The 16802-nt window shown below is 57.3% G+C and carries 16 protein-coding genes; 3 read left to right on the plus strand and 13 right to left on the minus strand.

Annotation, left to right across the window (positions count from 1 at the left end):
• Window positions 1-107 precede the first annotated feature (107 nt).
• Window positions 108-1796: a chloride channel protein gene (locus tag J7382_RS07785; RefSeq protein ID WP_209068505.1), complete on the plus strand. Its 1689-nt coding sequence runs from the start codon at window positions 108-110 to the stop codon at window positions 1794-1796.
• Window positions 1797-1800: 4 nt separating this feature from the next.
• Here J7382_RS07785 and J7382_RS07790 read toward each other — a convergent pair whose 3' ends face one another.
• From J7382_RS07790 to J7382_RS07835, 10 genes are all read right to left on the minus strand, one after another.
• The gene (locus tag J7382_RS07790; RefSeq protein ID WP_209068506.1) at window positions 1801-2457 is read right to left on the minus strand and encodes a DUF3299 domain-containing protein; all 657 of its coding nucleotides are present in this window, start codon (window positions 2455-2457) and stop codon (window positions 1801-1803) included.
• A gap of 41 nt (window positions 2458-2498) precedes the next feature.
• Window positions 2499-3818, minus strand: a complete 1320-nt coding sequence (locus tag J7382_RS07795; RefSeq protein ID WP_209068507.1) for an ABC transporter permease — start codon at window positions 3816-3818, stop codon at window positions 2499-2501.
• Complete coding sequence (locus J7382_RS07800) at window positions 3818-4459, minus strand: ATP-binding cassette domain-containing protein (RefSeq protein WP_348540016.1); 642 nt, start codon at window positions 4457-4459, stop codon at window positions 3818-3820. Before J7382_RS07800 ends, J7382_RS07795 begins: the two co-directional genes overlap by 1 nt.
• A 113-nt stretch (window positions 4460-4572) precedes the next feature.
• Entirely contained in the window at window positions 4573-4917 is a 345-nt protein-coding gene (locus tag J7382_RS07805) for a DUF427 domain-containing protein (protein WP_209068509.1), read from the minus strand.
• A gap of 108 nt (window positions 4918-5025) precedes the next feature.
• Complete coding sequence (locus tag J7382_RS07810) at window positions 5026-6822, minus strand: aminopeptidase P family protein (protein ID WP_209068510.1); 1797 nt, start codon at window positions 6820-6822, stop codon at window positions 5026-5028.
• Between the two features lie 132 nt (window positions 6823-6954).
• Window positions 6955-8829: a cobaltochelatase subunit CobT gene (gene cobT / locus J7382_RS07815; protein ID WP_209068511.1), complete on the minus strand. Its 1875-nt coding sequence runs from the start codon at window positions 8827-8829 to the stop codon at window positions 6955-6957.
• Between the two features lie 159 nt (window positions 8830-8988).
• Window positions 8989-9975: a cobaltochelatase subunit CobS gene (gene cobS / locus J7382_RS07820; RefSeq protein ID WP_058240246.1), complete on the minus strand. Its 987-nt coding sequence runs from the start codon at window positions 9973-9975 to the stop codon at window positions 8989-8991.
• 332 nt (window positions 9976-10307) lie between these two features.
• Window positions 10308-11015: a response regulator transcription factor gene (locus J7382_RS20220; RefSeq protein WP_209068512.1), complete on the minus strand. Its 708-nt coding sequence runs from the start codon at window positions 11013-11015 to the stop codon at window positions 10308-10310.
• 267 nt (window positions 11016-11282) lie between these two features.
• Window positions 11283-12299: an AraC family transcriptional regulator gene (locus tag J7382_RS07830; protein ID WP_209068513.1), complete on the minus strand. Its 1017-nt coding sequence runs from the start codon at window positions 12297-12299 to the stop codon at window positions 11283-11285.
• A 148-nt stretch (window positions 12300-12447) separates the two neighbouring features.
• Window positions 12448-13071 carry a J domain-containing protein gene (locus tag J7382_RS07835; protein WP_209068514.1) on the minus strand — a complete coding sequence of 208 codons (624 nt, stop codon included), beginning with the start codon at window positions 13069-13071 and terminating at the stop codon, window positions 12448-12450.
• A gap of 74 nt (window positions 13072-13145) precedes the next feature.
• On the opposite strand from J7382_RS07835, the gene J7382_RS07840 reads away from it, so the two are divergent.
• Entirely contained in the window at window positions 13146-13406 is a 261-nt protein-coding gene (locus J7382_RS07840; protein WP_209068515.1) for a BolA family protein, read from the plus strand.
• Between the two features lie 2 nt (window positions 13407-13408).
• Here the strand turns inward: J7382_RS07840 and J7382_RS07845 are convergent, their stop codons facing one another.
• The 3 genes from J7382_RS07845 to J7382_RS07855 all read right to left on the minus strand — a co-directional run bounded on the left by J7382_RS07845 (window position 13409) and on the right by J7382_RS07855 (window position 15040).
• Window positions 13409-13846, minus strand: a complete 438-nt coding sequence (locus J7382_RS07845; RefSeq protein WP_247744905.1) for a DUF4177 domain-containing protein — start codon at window positions 13844-13846, stop codon at window positions 13409-13411.
• Between the two features lie 86 nt (window positions 13847-13932).
• Window positions 13933-14526 carry a class I SAM-dependent methyltransferase gene (locus J7382_RS07850; RefSeq protein ID WP_209068517.1) on the minus strand — a complete coding sequence of 198 codons (594 nt, stop codon included), beginning with the start codon at window positions 14524-14526 and terminating at the stop codon, window positions 13933-13935.
• 13 nt (window positions 14527-14539) lie between these two features.
• Complete coding sequence (locus J7382_RS07855) at window positions 14540-15040, minus strand: thioesterase family protein (protein WP_209068518.1); 501 nt, start codon at window positions 15038-15040, stop codon at window positions 14540-14542.
• Between the two features lie 203 nt (window positions 15041-15243).
• On the opposite strand from J7382_RS07855, the gene J7382_RS07860 reads away from it, so the two are divergent.
• Entirely contained in the window at window positions 15244-16767 is a 1524-nt protein-coding gene (locus J7382_RS07860) for a tetratricopeptide repeat protein (protein ID WP_209068519.1), read from the plus strand.
• The last annotated feature ends 35 nt before the right edge of the window (window positions 16768-16802 follow it).

Raw genomic sequence — 16802 nt, forward strand, 5'->3', positions numbered from 1 at the left:
CCACTTTGCTGTGAAACGCTCTGCTTACGCCTTTGCGCTACACCTAAAAACGGACTAGATCGAAGAAGATCACCCTTTGGTGCCCCACCCGGAGAAAATACACTCTCATGGCGAAGTCGGTTGGCTCATTTTTGGCGGAAAGCGCGCAAGACGCGGCCAACACCTGCCGAGGTGGCTGGAAGGTTTTGCTCAACAAAGGCCCCAGCCAGTTTCAGTTTTGGATCATTGCCCTTTGCATCGGGATTGCGGCGGGATTTGCGGCCCTGTTGTTTCGCAAGGGGATCCATTTTCTGCAATCCACGCTCTACGGCGCCGAAGACATCAATATGCTGCACAGCTTTGCCAACACGCTGCCTTGGTATTGGCTTTTGGTGATCCCGGCCGTTGGCGGTTTGCTCGTGGGCCTCATTCTGAACCGATTTACGCCGGATGGGCGCGTGCGTTCCGTCGCGGATGTGATTGAAGGGGCCGCGCTCTATGAGGGGCGGGTGGAGCGGAAAGCCGGGGTCGCCTCTGCTGTTGCCTCTCTGATCACGCTCAGCTCTGGGGGCTCTACCGGGCGTGAGGGTCCTGTTGTGCATATGGCCGGCGTGATTGCCAGTTGGGTGAGCGACAAGATCCGCGCTGACGGCATCACCGGGCGCGATCTTCTGGGCTGTGCTGTGGCGGCGGCGGTGTCTGCCTCGTTTAATGCGCCGATCGCGGGCGCGCTTTTTGCGCTTGAAGTGGTGCTGCGCCACTTTGCGGTCCATGCCTTTGCGCCCATTGTGATCGCCTCTGTGGCGGGAACCGTGATCAACCGGCTTGAGTTTGGAGATGTCACGGAATTCACCTTAAACACCGGCACAGCGCTGCAGTTTTACCATGAACTTCCGGCCTTCCTGATCCTTGGCGGCCTCTGTGGCATGGTCGCTGTCGCGCTGATGTGGACGATCTTCTGGGCCGAGGATATGGCCAACCACTTGCAGGAAGATCTGCGCATCCCACGCTGGCTGCGCCCAGCAATCTCAGGGCTGCTGCTTGGCGCAATGGCGATCTGGTTCCCGCATATTATTGGTGTGGGGTATGAGACCACCTCCGCCGCACTCACAGGAAATCTGCTGCTCCATGAAGCGATGGTGTTTGCGGTTCTGAAAGTGATTGCCGTCTCCATCACAATGGCCGGTCGTATGGGCGGCGGCGTGTTCTCTCCCGCGCTCATGGTCGGGGCTTTGACAGGGCTCGCCTTTGGCATGATCGCGACGGCCATTTTTCCAAATGTCTCAGGAACCACCACGCTCTATGCACTTGCGGGTCTTGGGGCCGTTGCGGCGGCGGTTCTGGGCGCGCCGATCTCCACCACTTTGATCGTGTTTGAGATGACAGGAGACTGGCAAACCGGTCTCGCTGTGATGGTGGCCGTATCGATTTCCACCGCGCTCAGTTCGCGCCTTGTGGATGGATCTTTCTTCCTGACGCAGCTGGAGCGCCGCAATGTGCATATTGCAGCAGGCCCGCAGGCCTACCTTTTGGCAATGTTTAATGTGACAAAGATCATGCGCCGTCCCGATCACCCCCGCGCAGCACAGGAAGACCTGTGTTGGGAGATGATCTCAGAAGGGCAGTATCTGGATCGCAATGCCACATTGGAAGGCGCGATGCCTCTGTTTGAGACCTTGAATGCGGCCTATCTGCCTGTGGTGCGGCTCGGCAACGAGGGAGAGCCCCCCGTCCTGCTTGGGGCGGTCTTTCATGTGGATGCGCTGCGTGCCTATAACAAGGCGTTGGCGGAGACGGCCGCAGAGGAACATTCCTGAGCGGTTAATATTCGTAAAGCTCCACAGTCTCTGCCTTCATCTGGTAGGTCACATCAACCTCCGTGTCGCCATCCACCATAAAGAGCGATTGGCGCACGAGCTCCTCTTCAAGGGCCCCCGTGATCCAGATCGGCGTATAAAAGCCTTCTGCAGGAAAGCCATCTGGATAGCTGACACGGACGATCTGATTGGCCGGTGGGGGGGGCGTGTGAATACAGGCCCCAACGGTGGGCACCAGCAGGAACTCCACCGCCTTCTCCCCCTCCATTTCCAGTGGCAACAGGTAGCCGGGCAGGCGGATACTCTCGCCAATGATCTCAGGATTTGAGGCCGTGGATTCCGCCTGTAGCTGCGCCATAATCCGCAACCGTTCAGCAAATAGGAAATCCGCATCAATGCCTTCTGCGGTGAATTCCCCACGCATAACCTTGGCCTGTGCGGCGGCCTCTGTGTCGCCATCTTCCGTTGCGAGCATGTCCAGCCGCAACAACTGCGCCAGCCGGTCCATTTGAGCGTTCGAAAGCGTCTCAAACGGATTTTCAATGGGTGTCGTGGGCCCTGACAGCTCGTCCCAGCCGATATTGCGCGTTTGCGCCAAGGCGGCTGTGCCTGTCACCACAAGGCTCAAAACTCCGGCTGCGGGCATCAGAAACGGGGTCATTTGCATCCTCAAACTCATCTTTTGTTTCCGCATCAATGCTGTCAGAGCCGTGTGGTCAAACCATCCGCCAGCGTCATGCGGTACATGCGCCACGCTGGCAGAAGGCTGGCCAGCATGCCAAAACAAAATATCGCGATGAGCCGCTTTAAGTCGCCTTGTGCGAAAAAGTCCATCTGCATTTTGAAACCGAACTGGTCAAACACGATGGGATTGGTTGCCAATGTGGATACCCACAAAAGGCACAGCCCCAAGAGCAGTGCCAAGAGCGTCAGCAAAGCCGCCTCCAGCACGATCAGGCAGAACACATGCAGGGGCGTTGCCCCGACGGATCGCAAAATGGCAAATTCACGCCGCCGGGTTTCCAATGCGGCAGACAGCATCACGACCATGCCAATCATCCCCGCCAGCGCCACGGCTGCGGCCATCACGCGCAGGGCCTGCTCGGCGGTGCCGGTGATCGACCAAAGCTGCAAGAGCGCCACATTTGGCATGACCGCACTCAAGGCTTCTGCCTCGTAGGTTGCCAGATGACGCTGCACGGCCAAGACCGCACTTCGGTTTTGAAGCCCCACATAGACGCCGTTGAGTTGCTGAGGGACAAATGTCGGGGCTTCCTCATCGCCAGAGGCTTGCGCCGGAGTGTCTTGCCACTGCAACGTGGCTGCGGAAGCTTCCCCCGCCGGTTTGTCCGTGCCCAAACGGGCCAACGGGTCCGCCAGAAGAGGCGCGCGCGGGGCATGCAAGGCCTCAAAGCCTTCCAGCGACACAAACACCATGCGATCCACAGCTGTGCCTGTCGGTGCCAAAACGCCAGCGACGGTGAAGGGCGCGTCGTCATGCATGTCAAAGGCCACGGCCCCCACGCCATGGGCGTTGACGATTTTTGTGCCGACCTCATAGCCAAAACGCTTTTGCAGTTCCGCGCCAATGACAGCCTCATCTGGAGCCGCGAAGGCGGCGCCGCTGGCAAATGTAAGTGGCTGTTTGTTACTGTGTCGAAAATGCGCAAAATAGCTTGCTTCGGTGCCGATCACAGGGTGGCCCCGGTGGTTGTCGCCCATCATCAGGGGAACGGCCCAGGCAACAGCTGGCAAACTGCGCAGTTCCTGCAGGCTTTGCCAGCTCATCCCAGATCCGGTGGAGCCAACTCCAAAGACCGTTGCCATCAGGATCTGAACGTCATTGCCCCTCGGCGCGACAATCAGATCGACTCCGGAAGCCGCATTTGCAAAGGACTGACGGGCACTGTCGCGCAGGCGTTCCACGCCGAGCATCAAAGTCACACTCAAAGCCAAGGCGCAGAGTGTCAGCGCGGCGATAAAGCGGCGGTTCCACAGGCTTTGATACGCAATCTTCAGCATCACTCTGCCTCGCGCTGAGGAAATGTGTTGATGTCAGACAGTTGTACAACGCGATCAAAATGCGGGGCCAGCGTTGTGTCATGGCTCACCATCAACAGGCTTGCGCCCGTTTTGGCAACCTGTGCCATCATGACATTAAGGAAGCTGTGTTTTGCAAGCTCGTCCAAAGCGCTGGTTGGCTCATCCGCCAAGATAAGTTCGGGGGCGCCCATCAGCGCCCGTGCCACCGCAACACGTTGTTGTTGTCCAACACTCAACTGGGCGCTCGCACACCCATGCCAAAGCGGTTCTGGCAGCCCCAGTGCAACCATCAGCCCCTGTGCAACCTGCTCTGCTGGCTTGTTGAGTTGCGCCTTGCGACGTTTTGAGAATTTGAGCGGCAGGCAGACATTTTCCGCTGCCGTCATCCATGGGATCAGATTGAACCCCTGAAAAATCATCCCGATGTGGTTTGCGCGAAATCTATCGCGGGCCTGTGGCGTGAGTGCGCCCATGTCCTGGCCCACAACCTGTACCGTGGACTTTGGCAGATCGACCACGCCTGAAATGGCGGACAGCAGGCTTGATTTACCACTGCCACTTGGCCCTTGCAAAAGGACGCGTTCGCCCGCCTCCAAAGAAAACACATCAATGTTGATCACGGGTCGTGCTTGACCAGGCCATGCAAATGACAGGTTTTCAATGGAAACGCGCATCATACCAGAAACCGATACCTAGGAAGGAGCAAGGCCCCGCCAAGTCGAAGCCTGCGCAATTAGACGCGTTCAACGGTCACCAGATCAGAGGTGTGAAACGCCAGATGGTCCTTGATGCGCGCCACATCTGCGATGGGGTCTTCATAGCTCCAGGCAGAATCTTTGATGGTCTGGCTCTTGGTGACAATCGAAAAATAGGACGCATCCCCTTTGAGAGGGCAGTGGGTGCGCTTGTCGCTGTCATCAAGGAAAGCCGTGGCAATATCGCTGCGCGGAAAATAGATCACAGGGGTCATATCGCCCTCACTCAGTTCCAGAGCATTTGTGCTTTCGCCGAGAATCGCGCCGCCTGCGCGGACAACCCAATTGCCTTCAGCCTTGCGAATGGTGATTTTACTGCTCATTTTTGGTCCCCTTACCGTTGTGCGGCGTTGATATCCGCAGAGCGTGACACAAAAATGTCACCCGCTGCGGTGCACTTTGCGGCATCTTGTCCCGAAGCGCCGTCATATCTAGAGGGCTGCGGTGGCTGCATCCAACCATAGTTTGTCTTCTGGCGCGAGTCGCTGCGACAAAACCTGACGACACGTCGCATGATAAGCGTTCAGCCAATCCCGCTCGTCTGGGCTCAACATGTCCACAACGATCATCTCACGCGCAATCGGAGCATATGTCAGAGTGCGGAACTGAAGCATGGCACGATGATCGTCGCCACCGGGCAAATCGGGGGCTTCTTCCACCACAATCAGGTTCTCCAGCCGAATGCCAAATGCGCCGGGGCGATAGTATCCGGGCTCATTTGAAAGGATCATGCCCGGCTCCAGCGGGGTGTCGCTGATCCGTGCAAGCCGCTGCGGGCCTTCATGCACACAGAGATAGGCCCCCACACCATGCCCCAGACCATGATCAAAATCCTGCCCGGCCATCCACAGAGGCAAGCGACCAATCGCTTCGATATGGCATCCAGCCACACCTTTGGGGAAGCGCATACGGGTCACGGCAATCATGCCCTGCAACACGCGGGTGAAGGCAACTTTGGCCTCGTCGCTCACATCACCCACAGACAAGGTGCGGGTGATGTCGGTTGTGCCATCGGCATATTGGCCACCACTGTCGAGCACCATGAGATCGCCATTGGCCAGTGGACGATTGGTTTCTTCGGTCACGCGGTAGTGCATGATCGCCCCATTGGGGCCAGTGCCAGCGATGGTTTCAAAGCTGATGTCCAGCAGCGCATTGGTGGCGCGGCGGCATTCTTCCAGCTTTTTGACCACATCAATTTCGGTCAGGGCTGTTTTGTCCTGTGCCTCAAACCAGCTCAGAAAGCTTGTGACCGCGGCGCCATCTCGCAGATGGGCTTCGGCCATGCCGGCAATTTCAGCGGCATTCTTGCGCGCCTTGGGCATCACACAGGGGTCTTGCCCGTAAGACATCTGCGCATCACTTTGCGCAACGGCGGCCTGAACGGCGATCGGCGCGCTGGCTTTGTCCAGACGCACAACCCCGTCAAGTTGCGCGAGGTGGGAGACAAAGGCATCGGGGCTGTGTACGCGCACCGCGCCACCCAGATGCTCTTTCACCGCCTGCAGTTTGCTCTCGGCCATGAAAAGATCGACCGAAGCGTCGGCATTCAGGATCGCAAAGCCATGCGCCAGAGGGTTTCGGGGAATGTCTGCGCCACGAATGTTGAGCAGCCATGCAATGCTGTCAGGCAGGGTAATCACTGCGCCCGTCTCGCCTTTGGCATGCAAATCAGCGGCCAGACGCGCCCGCTTGTCTCCATGTGCTTCACCCGCGACAGAGGTCGGATGGGCCTTGACCGGCGCCATTGGAGGGGCGGGCTGATCTTCCCAAATGGCATCCACGGGATTAGCCATTGGAACAAATTCAATGCCGGTGCCGACAACAGCCTGCTGCAAGGCTTCAAGCTGTCCAATGGTGTAGAGCCACGGGTCAAAGCCCACAGTGCCCGCACCAAGGTGTTTAACGATCCATGGGCCCGGCAAGACATCCGGCCAATCCACTGGCGTATAGCAGTCCGCAACCTGCTCTTTCACCTGTGTGCGATAGCGCCCGTCAACAAAGACACCGGCCTTGTCTTGTAGTACCACACAGAAGCCCGCAGAGCCGGTGAAGCCCGTGAGCCAGGCCAGCCTGTCGTCACGCGGCGCAACATATTCCCCTTGATGGGCATCCGCGCGGGGCACCAGAAAACCATCAACCCCCGCTTCGCTCAGCTTGCTACGCAGGGCTTTCAGTCGCGCAGGCCCCTGTTCTGGGCGGGCGGTGACTTCAAAATCCTGAAACATCGTAAATCTCCTCAAACGGGGAAAATATAGGGCCAAAGCGGGTGCGCCACTGATGATGACGCGCCCAAAGTGATGATAAGCTGGGCGCGGGAAGCACAGGCAAGAGGGGTTGGCCCCTCTCGCCGGTCAATGTCAGCCTGCCTTGCGCATGCCCATGACGCGCGCACGTGCACGCGGGTCGCTGTCAAACAGAGCCGCAAGCTGTTCGGTCATGGCACCAGCCAATTGTTCCACATCCGTGATTGTGACCGCACGGTCGTAGTAGCGTGTCACATCATGGCCAATACCGATGGCGAGCAGTTCCACCATCTTGCGCTTTTCCACCATGGCAATCACATCCCGCAGGTGCTTTTCCAGATAGTTGGCGGGGTTCACGGAAAGCGTGCTGTCATCCACAGGCGCGCCATCGGAAATCACCATCAGGATCTTGCGCTGTTCGGGCCGCATCATCATGCGGCGGTGCGCCCATTCCAGCGCCTCACCGTCGATGTTTTCTTTCAGCAGCCCTTCTTTCATCATCAGGCCAAGATTTGGCCGCACACGCCGCCAAGGGGCATCCGCCTGTTTATAGATGATATGGCGCAGATCATTCAGACGTCCGGGCTGTTGCGGGCGCCCGTCATTGAGCCATTTCTCGCGTGCAAGACCGCCTTTCCAGGCGCGTGTTGTAAAACCGAGGATTTCCACCTTCACGTTGCAGCGTTCCAGCGTGCGGGCCAGCACGTCGGCACAGATGGCCGCGATCGAAATCGGACGGCCACGCATGGAGCCTGAGTTGTCCAAAAGCAGCGTCACCACGGTGTCACGGAATTCCGTGTCGTGTTCCATCTTGAAGCTCAATGGCGTGGTGGGGTTGGCCACCACCCGCGCCAGACGACCCGCATCCAGCGTGCCTTCCTCAAGATCAAACTCCCAACTGCGGTTCTGCTGGGCTTGAAGACGGCGTTGCAGGCGGTTGGCCAGACGGCTCACGGCCCCTTTGAGCGGTTCCAGTTGCTGGTCCAGATAGGCGCGCAGCCGTTCCAGCTCTACAGGTTCTGCCAGATCTTCAGCGGCAATTTCTTCGTCGTTGGTGGTGTCAAACACCACATAGTCCGGGTCCGCCTCCGAAATGGGGGGAGGGGGCGGAGGATCAAGCGGGGCGTCCCCATCGGGCATCTCCGCCTCATCGGACATCTCGTCGTCCGCCATGTCATCCATGGTGACCTGCGCTTCGGACATGTCCTGTTGCTCTTCCTGAGACTGCTCAGGATTGGCTTCGGTGTCCTCTTCTTCGCTCTGGTCTTCGCCGCTGCTGTCGGGATCATCCTGTTCTTCGGACTCAGGCTCGGCCTCGTCCTGCTGATCATCAAGATCGTCTGGGTCGTCCCCAAGCTGATCGCCATAGCCCAGATCATCAATGATCTGTCGGGCAAATTTCGCAAAGGCCTGCTGATCGTCGAGCAGACCTTGAAGGTCCCCCAAGTGGTCTCCGGCGCTTTGCTCGATGTAGCCGCGCCAGAGGTTCATCACATTGGCAGCCGCTGGCGGCAGGTCGCGGCCCGTGGCCAGATGCCGGATCAGATAGCCTGCTGCCACCGCAAGGGGCGCCTGCTCTGTGGAGGTCATCTCCCCATAGCCGCGTCCGGCAGCCTCATGGCTGATTTTCACGTCAATGTTGGAGGCCGTGCCGGGCATGTCACGCGCGCCCATGGCTTCGCAGCGGGCGGTTTCCATGGCTTCGTAAAGATCACGTGCAATGCCCTGACCGGGGGCATAGCGCATGTGGGTTGCATTGTCGTGATACTTGCGTTGCAGCGCCAGCGCATCTGCTGTGCCCCGTGCCAAAAGCACCTCATCGCGGCTCATGCGGCGGCTCACCTGTGGCAGGCGCATTGCATCGCCGGAAACGCCGGACGGGTCCACCGTGTAAGAGACCGACAATTCCGGGTCGTCAGCCATCACTTTGGTGGCCTCAGCCAGGGCCTTCTTGAACGGATCAGCGGGGTTGTCGCTTGGTTTTTTCATGATCGCACCCAGTCCATAGAATGAGTTTCCCGCCCAAAATGGTCTTTGTCCAGCCTTCTGTTATGAGATGGCGGCGCCCGACCGCGGGCGGAAAACGAAGTGCCCGCCCATGGGGGCGGTCGGGCACTGCCCGGCGTTGCCGCCGGACAAGGCTGTTGTTTAACCCAAGCTCACGTTTGCAGCGCTTTCCGGCAGCTCTTCGTCAAAGCAGCGCTGGTAGAATTCTGCCACAGTCTGGCGTTCGAGCTCGTCACATTTGTTCAGGAAGCTCAGGCGGAAGGCATAGCCCACATTGCGGAAGATCTCTGCGTTGGCCGCCCAGTTGATCACGGTCCGTGGGCTCATCACGGTGGAGAGATCGCCGTTCATGAAGGCCGTCCGGGTCAAATCCGCCACGGTCACCATCTGGTTTACAATTTTACGGCCTTCCGCGGTGTTGTAATGTGGGGCCTTGGACAGGATAATCGCGGCTTCGGCATCGTGGCTGAGGTAGTTCAGCGTCGCCACCAGAGACCAGCGGTCCATCTGCGCTTGGTTGATCTGCTGTGTGCCGTGATAAAGCCCGGTGGTATCCCCGAGACCCACGGTGTTGGCCGTGGCAAACAGGCGGAAATAGGGGTTGGGCGTGATCACTTCGTTTTGGTCCAGAAGGGTCAGCTTACCATCGGTTTCCAGAACCCGCTGAATGACAAACATCACGTCGGCGCGGCCTGCATCATATTCGTCAAACACAATGGCCGTCGGGTTACGCAGCGCCCAAGGCAGAATGCCTTCGTGGAACTCTGTCACCTGTTTGCCATCGCGCAGTTTGATAGCGTCTTTTCCGATCAGGTCGATCCGGCTGATGTGGCTGTCAAGATTGACGCGCACACAGGGCCAGTTCAGGCGCGCGGCCACCTGTTCGATGTGGGTCGATTTACCGGTGCCGTGGTAGCCCTGAATCATCACCCGACGATTGTGACCAAAGCCAGCAAGGATGGCCAGCGTGGTTTCCGGGTCAAATTTATAGGTCGGGTCGATTTCTGGCACGCGGTCGGTGCGCTCTTCAAAACCTTTGATTTTCATATCGCTGTCGATGCCAAACACATCACGCAGATCAATGTCTTCGGTGGGCTTTGCGTTGCTTTCCATAGTGCCGTTGGCCATGTCCATCGTCCTTCTACAAGCCGCGCGATGAGGGCGGCCCAAATCTACCGGCCTTTGGTGCATCAATTCCAAACAGATCACAAGCGAAACCACGCAAAAGACGCGGCGTTGTCGTCAATCGCCCACCCGCGCGCCTATGCGGGGGTACAGATTGACTTTCTGTGCCTCCGGTGATGAGAGCGAAGGCGACGGATGGCCCCTTCATGCGTTTCAGATAGGCTTGGGGCATTTGCCAGGTCTCCCGAAGACCTGAGCGGGGGGCGATGTGCCCAGAAACATCGGGAGACCTGACCCTCCCGCAAAGGGGAGGGCCCCATCCGTGAGCTTGCGGCCTAAGCGGCAACCTCGCTTGAGGGTTCCGTAAAGCGATAGCCAAGCCCGTAGAGGGTCTGGATCGCGTTGAACTCTGGCGCAACGTCGCGCAGCTTGCGGCGAATGCGCTTCACCTGACTGTCAATGCTGCGGTCTGTAACGTCCGCATCGCCACCGTGGGCCTGATCCAGAATGGCCGCGCGGCTGAAAACATGTCCGGGGCGTTGCGCGATGATCCACAGGACATTGAATTCCGAAGCGGTCAGCATCACGTCCTTGCCGTCCCAGGAGGCAAGATGTCTGAGCTTGTCGAGCCTGAGCAGACCGCGCTGCAAAACCTGCGTCGCGTCATCGGCCTCCAAGGAGACAAACCCCACCCGCAGCGCCGCAGCAACGCGGGCGGACATGACCTTTCTGGCAAAGGGTTTTGCCAGATAGTCGGATGCGCCCAGGCGCAGATACATGGCCTCTTCACTGTCGCTGCTTGTTGCGCTTGCGATCATCACGGGCACCCGAAAGCCGTCCCGTAGGCGGTCAAAAACGGCAAGACCGTCCATCTTGGCGAAGCGCGTTTCCATGATCACCAGATCTGGCATCTGACGCGCCACATCAGGCAAGGCTGTGTCCGGATCTACATGTGTGCGGACCACATGTCCCTCCGCTTCCAATTGCGATTGCAAAAGGCTCAGACAGTCCCTGTCCGGATCGATTAGAATAATCCTGCTCACCGCCTTATGCCCTTTCGCTACATGGCGCGCGCACTTCTGTGAGCGGTTGCAGCATGGGCGATCTCTGGCGGAGCATCACGGTAAAAAAGCCAATTACAAAAACAAATCCAACCAGACTCATGTTGCCTCCAAATCCTATTCAAATGCGGTCCTGTGGAAGGCGGTATAATTGGTCGCGCGCCTTCGCAAAGGACATAGGGGCGCTGGTCGGTCTCCCCTTAGGGAAACGTGCCAAGGTTTTGAGGAAATTTGCCAAGTTGTTTGGCGTCAGGAGCGCGTGTGGCGTTGCTCGCCCGGAGAATGACCGGTCCATCGTTTAAATGCAGTCGCAAAGGAGCTGACATCAGAGTAGCCCAACATATAAGCAATTTCGCTTTGCGACAGGCTGTGGTCAGAGAGGTAGCGTTCGGCCAATGCGCGTCGTAAATTGGAGAGAATGGATTGATATGTCGTGCCGGCGTCGCCCAGACGTCGCGCCAGCGTTCGGGCGCTCATGCCCAGATCTTTTGCGATGACGCCCACGGTGGCCTGCCCTTGGGCAATGCGATCGACAATGGCCTTTTCAACCTTCACCTGAATATCGGGGCGATCTTTGGGGCGATTGGCCAAAACCAATTCACAGTGCCGCTGCAAGACCGCCTGTAATCCCGCGTCGGCAGTGCTGAGGGGCAGATCAAGGTCCGCTTGATGAAACACAATGCGATTGGCCTTATGCCCAAAGCTGACCGGACAGTGAAAGAGACTCTGGACTTCACCGGCGCGCGCGCTGCGGAAATGCTCAAATTCGATCAGTTTGGGTTTCAACTGACGTGGCACCACAAGGTTGAGACCGCCGATGACCTGCGCAGTCTGGGCTTCAACAAAATGGCTCAGATCGATGCGCGGTGCCAAATTGTAGCTCCACACAAAGGCGCCGGTGATTTCCAATTGGCTTACGTCAAAATCAATCGGTTCCGAAAACACCTTTCTGTAACGCGCGATGTTCAGCAGCATGTTTTTGACATCCATAGAGGAGCGTCCGAGATACCCCACAAGGCCGAGCTGAACAAAGCGCCTGTTCAGCCCCCAACGAATGCCGATGAGATCGTCACCGGTCAGCGCGGCGCCGTTATCAAAAACACGGCCCAAGTCTGCGATCGGGGCCATGGCTTCTGGTTCTGAAATCTCTGTCAGAGAAAGAAGGGTGCCTTGAAATACATCCGCCTGCTGATGGCCTTCGGCGATCAGATAAGAGGCAAAGTCGCGCACAATTGCGGCAAGATGTTTTGGACTGTCATGACCCATAGCGCAAAATGTGCTGATTTACCGTGTCAAATCAAGTGCGGCCTGTGCCGGAATACAAAAACGCGCGGTCCACTCAAAACCGCGCGCCTTTCTACTACTGCCAGTCTGAAAGCGTCAGGGGCAATATTGCGGCCCTAACTCCGCGACATCACTTGAAGTTGCGGCTTTCTTTGATCTGGTCCCAGGCCCAAACCACCTCTTGCAGCTGTTCTTCTTGGCTACGGTCGCCACCATTCATATCAGGGTGCAGAACCTTGATAAGCTTTTTATAGGCTTTGCGCACCTCTGCCTTGGTCCACCCATCTTTGGCTTCGAGGATCTCGATGGCACGACGTTCCGTCGGTGGCAAGCGTTTGGAGGCCCCCCCGTTTTTACCTGGGTTCTGTGTGGCATTGCCCCCCAGAACCTGATGAGGATCTTCAATGCCCAGACGGGCCCATGCACGGGCTTCTGGATCGGTGAATTTTTTTGTCTCGCGCTCCCAGACTTTGTCTTTGGAGTTTTGCGCGTTCAACTCGGCTTCGGTCTTGCCGTCAAAGAAGTTCCACTTGAGGTTATATTCCCTCACATGGTCTTTGCAGAACCATTTGAACTCATCCAGCACATCCGGCGCGCGGGGCGCACGGTATTGGCCGGCCTCGGTACATCCGGGGTGTTCACATTCGCGCGTAGAGGTCTCTGACGCGCCTGTCATGCTGCGGCGCCCGCGCGGGTTCTTCTTCTTCGCCGATTTCACCGACATATCAAAACCGAAGGGATCAGATTTTGTCATTCACGCACCTATTCGACTCGGAGCAGAGAGTTTACCCTAAAGCGCGCCAGATTGAAGAGGTCGGAGTCAGAAAAATGAGCGTTGCACAGGAAATTCACAAAAAGTTGGCAGAGGCCTTTTCCCCGGTGGAACTTGATGTGCAGGATGACAGCGCCAGCCACGCAGGGCACGCTGGTGCGCCGTCAGGTGGAGAGAGCCATTTCAATGTGCGGATTCGTGCGAAGGCCTTTGCGGGTCAATCCCGGATTACACGGCACCGTGCCGTACATGCCGCGCTGGGCGCAGACGTGCTGTCCCGTATCCATGCATTGGCTTTGGATATTGACACGCCCTAGCACTATGGTCGGTCCGACGGGGGGGATGCGGACACCTCTGTTGCAGAGGCCTCCTCAGACGTTTCTTCATATTCTTCGTTTGCAGCAGGCGCATCTGCCTCTTGCTCCGAGACCGGCATGTCTGCCTCAGGAGTGACAACCGGTGGCGTAGCGGGCACAGCAAGCGATGTTGCGGGGATGCGCTCCGGGTGAAATGCGGCTACATCATCTGTTTTGTTGCGACGAAAGACCAACACGGAGCGATATGTGGTGGCGGATCCGGTGAGCCCGCTGCGTTCTTCGTTGGGCAATGTTTCGGCCCGCACAAACTCCCAGCCCTCCGCCGCCAGCATGTTCATCTGGTGCTCCAGCGCATGGGCAAACCGCCCATCGGGTCCTTTCACCCCCTTTGCTTTTAAGCCACGGGTGGGGGAGGGGATCACTTTGTATTCAAATGTCATAACTCTTCGTCCAGACTTTAAAGCACCACGGCGTGTCATGCGCCATTTTCAAATATCGCTTGCGCAAATACGTTGGGGCGCCATTTTTATCCACGCAGTTTTTTTGGAAGCTGTCGCAATCGATCCGGGTACGCGGGTGTTTTTGCATCTTCCTTGAACATGGCCCAACTGGGGAATTTATCCTGCGGATCCCGTTTCTTGGAAAGCGCGGTGCGCATCACAGGCTGTTGTAATTCCTCCGCCAGAGCGTCGACGCTGATCTGCACCAGTGGCCATTTCTTATGATAGTCATGCCCGGCAATCATACCACCGACTTTCACCTTCGCGAACCAGTCAAACATGGTCTTGCCGCGCTCTTCCCCGGTGTGTGCATAGCCATCGATGTACACAAAATCAAAATACTCATCCGGGAAAGCATTTAGAGCCTCTTCAAAGCTCATCCGCAAAAGCCAGTAAGGTTTTCCCATACCGACATTATGAAGGGCTTTTATGTACTCCTCGGTGTCATGATGATCGCCGTAGAGATCCACCCCATAAAGCTCTTTGAACAAACCGGTTTCCATCAGGCGCTTGGAATACCAGCCTCCGGCCACGCCAAGTTCAATGCCAATCAGCCCGTCGCGCTCTAAGAAGCGCGGCAATTCTTTGCGCTCTTGTATTATATCGATCAAATCCGCCATGCGTGGCACAGTCTCATGCGCGTGGCAGCGCGTCTAGTGGTTTGCGCAACCCCATTGGGCGTCCCACCCTCTCTGGGCGCGGCAAGCCGCTATGGGCCTGAGCCATAATGTTAAATTGCGCTTGGATTTCCGCTGGCATGGCCGCCACCCGCGGACCGCTTTGATCAATGTGCAAGCCGATCCCTTCGCCGGTTGCGGCCAACCAGCCGTCCACATGGCGCAGTTCTTGATAGAAGTGAAAGCTCTTTGGGCCATGATCCAGCAGCTGAAAGCTGGCTCGGACCTGATCACCCAAATGGAGTTCCCGAATGTAGCAGACATGAAATTCCGCCGAAAATGTCGTGTGCCCGGTGCGGTCACGATACTCTGGCCCCAAACCCAGTGGCGCATAGGCCTGATCCACGCCGCGATCAAAAAGCACATTATAAAACGCCATGTTCAAATGCCCATTGTAGTCAAGCCATTGCGCTTCGACAGCCATGGGCTTGGATAAAAAAGGGGCGTCATATGTCATTGGGCACTCCTGTTGGCCGCCCTTTTTTATGGCAACGCCGCTTTCTGAGTTCAAGAGAGATCCAAAGGGACAACGCTTGGAGTTACCTTGGGGTAGCTTTGCTTAGCTGCGCCGTCACCACAGGGCGACCAAAGTTCAAGGGCGACGTGCTTGAGACTCACGTAAAACTGCCGTAACTGCCTGAGTGCATTCGGAGTACTCATATGAAAACACTATTCTTTTCACCTTCCTCTGCCATATCGGTTGCCGTGATTTCATTGGCAGCCTCTTGGGCGGCTCTGCCGGCGGCTGCACAGGACGAAGCCCCTGCGCCAGAGGTCGTCGCGCTCACAGAGGCATGCGATGCAGGCACCGCAGAAAGCTGCTATCAACTTGGGCACCTTTACTATGGTGGTGAGGGCGTTTCCTGGGATGAAACCAAAGCAGCGGAACTTTACGTAAAGGCCTGCGAGGCCGGGTTTGAGCCAAGCTGTGCAGACGCGGGATATATGTATGAACGCGCCCGCGGAGTGGAGGTGGATCTCACACGCGCCGCGCAATATTATGCTGTCGGTTGTGAGGCCGGTGAGACCTGGTCCTGTGTGTCGGTTGGACGCATGCACGAGCTTGCGCGCGGTGTTGTTGCAGATGACGCGCAGGCGGCGCATTTTTATCAGCTGTCCTGTGATGGTGGTGATGCGGCTGGCTGTGCCTATCTGGGCGTACTTCACGAGGAGGGACGCGGCGTCTCACAAGCCTATGATGTCGCAGCACAACTCTACGACAGAGCCTGTTATGGCGACGGCATGTCTTATGCCTGCTCCAAACTGGGTTTTTTAACGGAAAAAGGACAGGGCGTTGCGCGTGACGACAGGCAGGCAGCCCTGTTGCATTCCTATGCCTGTGACAGCGAAGAATGGGCCAGTTGCCGCGCATTGGGTCTGATTTACGAATATGGTGAGGCGGGGATCAAAAACGGTCGTCTTGCGCTCAGCATGTATATGCAGGCCTGCGAAGGGCGCTACGGGTTTGATGCGAAAAGCTGTGCCTTTGCCGGGATCCTGCTTGAAAATGGCGAAGTCACTGCGAAAGATACCAAACAGGCGGTCAAGTATTTTGAACGCAGCTGCGAAGCTGGCTCTGGGCTTGGGTGTGGCAAGCTCGGCAGTGCCTATGCTTTGGCCATCGGTGTAGAAGAAGACTTGGCCAAGTCGGCCCATTATTCGGAAATCGCTTGTGAGCGCGACAATACCGTCGGCTGCTACAATGCAGGATTGGCCTATGGTCTCGCACGCGGTGTTGAAGAAGATCTGTCGCGCGCCTTCACTTACTTCCAGACCGCTTGTGACAAAGGGCATGTCTACGCCTGTACCAATCTGGCAGATGCCTATTCCAATGCGAAAGGCGTGGAGCAGGACCATCAAAAGGCCCATGTGCTGTATGAAAGCTCATGTGAAAAGGACGATGGGCTGGCCTGCAACAATCTGGCGTGGCTCTATCGGGATGCCGCAGGCGTGGAGCAGGACTATGCCAAAGCGCTGGATCTGTTTGTACTGTCTTGTGACAAAGGCCATATTCGCGGCTGCTATGCCGCAGGGTATCAATACCTGTTTGGTGAGGGTGTGGACAAAGACAAAGATCAAGCTGAAGTCTACCTCACCCAAGCATGCGAGGCCGATGTTCAACACGCCTGCGACCTGCTGGATGAAGAGTTTGGCGGTTTCAAATTCAAAAAGAAAAAACGCTGATACAGGATCAGTGATTTTAAAAGGCCCGCAGGTTT

The sequence above is a fragment of the Shimia sp. R11_0 genome, from assembly GCF_017744035.1.
Taxonomy (GTDB): Bacteria; Pseudomonadota; Alphaproteobacteria; order Rhodobacterales; family Rhodobacteraceae; genus Shimia; species Shimia marina.